At 56.7% G+C, this 1,508-nt stretch carries 1 rRNA gene; it reads left to right on the forward strand.

Annotated elements, in window-relative coordinates:
- Positions 1 to 1,506 (forward strand): 23S ribosomal RNA (locus tag AB0C76_RS41325); the annotation flags it as partial.
- Positions 1,507 to 1,508: the final 2 nt, after the last annotated feature.

Here is a 1,508-nt window from a genome sequence, read left to right on the forward strand (position 1 = left end):
ACGGGGTAGTAGGTGAGCGATGGGGTGACGCAGGAAGGTAGTCCAGCCCGGGCGGTGGTTGTCCCGGGGTAAGGGTGTAGGCCGTGGGGTAGGCAAATCCGCCTCACGTTAAGGCTGAGACCTGATGCCGAGCCGATTGTGGTGAAGTGGATGATCCTATGCTGTCGAGAAAAGCCTCTAGCGAGTTTCATGGCGGCCCGTACCCCAAACCGACTCAGGTGGTCAGGTAGAGAATACCGAGGCGTTCGGGTGAACTATGGTTAAGGAACTCGGCAAAATGCCCCCGTAACTTCGGGAGAAGGGGGGCCATTCCTGGTGATGGGTCTTGCACCTTGAGCTGGGGGTGGCCGCAGAGACCAGCGAGAAGCGACTGTTTACTAAAAACACAGGTCCGTGCGAAGCCGTAAGGCGATGTATACGGACTGACGCCTGCCCGGTGCTGGAACGTTAAGGGGACCGGTTAGCTTGGATTCGTCCGGGCGAAGCTGAGAACTTAAGCGCCAGTAAACGGCGGTGGTAACTATAACCATCCTAAGGTAGCGAAATTCCTTGTCGGGTAAGTTCCGACCTGCACGAATGGCGTAACGACTTCTCGACTGTCTCAACCATAGGCCCGGTGAAATTGCATTACGAGTAAAGATGCTCGTTTCGCGCAGCAGGACGGAAAGACCCCGGGACCTTTACTATAGCTTGATATTGGTGTTCGGTTCGGCTTGTGTAGGATAGGTGGGAGACTGTGAAGCAGCAACGCCAGTTGTTGTGGAGTCGCCGTTGAAATACCACTCTGGTCGTGCTGGATGTCTAACCTGGGTCCGTGATCCGGATCAGGGACAGTGTCTGGTGGGTAGTTTAACTGGGGCGGTTGCCTCCTAAAGGGTAACGGAGGCGCCCAAAGGTTCCCTCAGCCTGGTTGGCAATCAGGTGTTGAGTGTAAGTGCACAAGGGAGCTTGACTGTGAGACTGACGGGTCGAGCAGGTACGAAAGTAGGGACTAGTGATCCGGCGGTGGCTTGTGGAAGCGCCGTCGCTCAACGGATAAAAGGTACCCCGGGGATAACAGGCTGATCTTCCCCAAGAGTCCATATCGACGGGATGGTTTGGCACCTCGATGTCGGCTCGTCGCATCCTGGGGCTGGAGTAGGTCCCAAGGGTTGGGCTGTTCGCCCATTAAAGCGGTACGCGAGCTGGGTTTAGAACGTCGTGAGACAGTTCGGTCCCTATCCGCTGTGCGCGTAGGAGTGTTGAGAAGGGCTGTCCCTAGTACGAGAGGACCGGGACGGACGAACCTCTGGTGTGCCAGTTGTTCTGCCAAGGGCATGGCTGGTTGGCTACGTTCGGGAGGGATAACCGCTGAAAGCATCTAAGCGGGAAGCCTGCTTCGAGATGAGCACTCCCACCTCCTTGAGAGGGTAAGGCTCCCAGTAGACGACTGGGTTGATAGGCCGGATATGGAAGCCCTGTAAGGGGTGGAGTTGACCGGTACTAATAGGCCGAGGGCTTGTCCTCAG

This window comes from Kitasatospora sp. NPDC048722, from assembly GCF_040650235.1.
Classification (GTDB): domain Bacteria; phylum Actinomycetota; class Actinomycetes; order Streptomycetales; family Streptomycetaceae; genus Kitasatospora.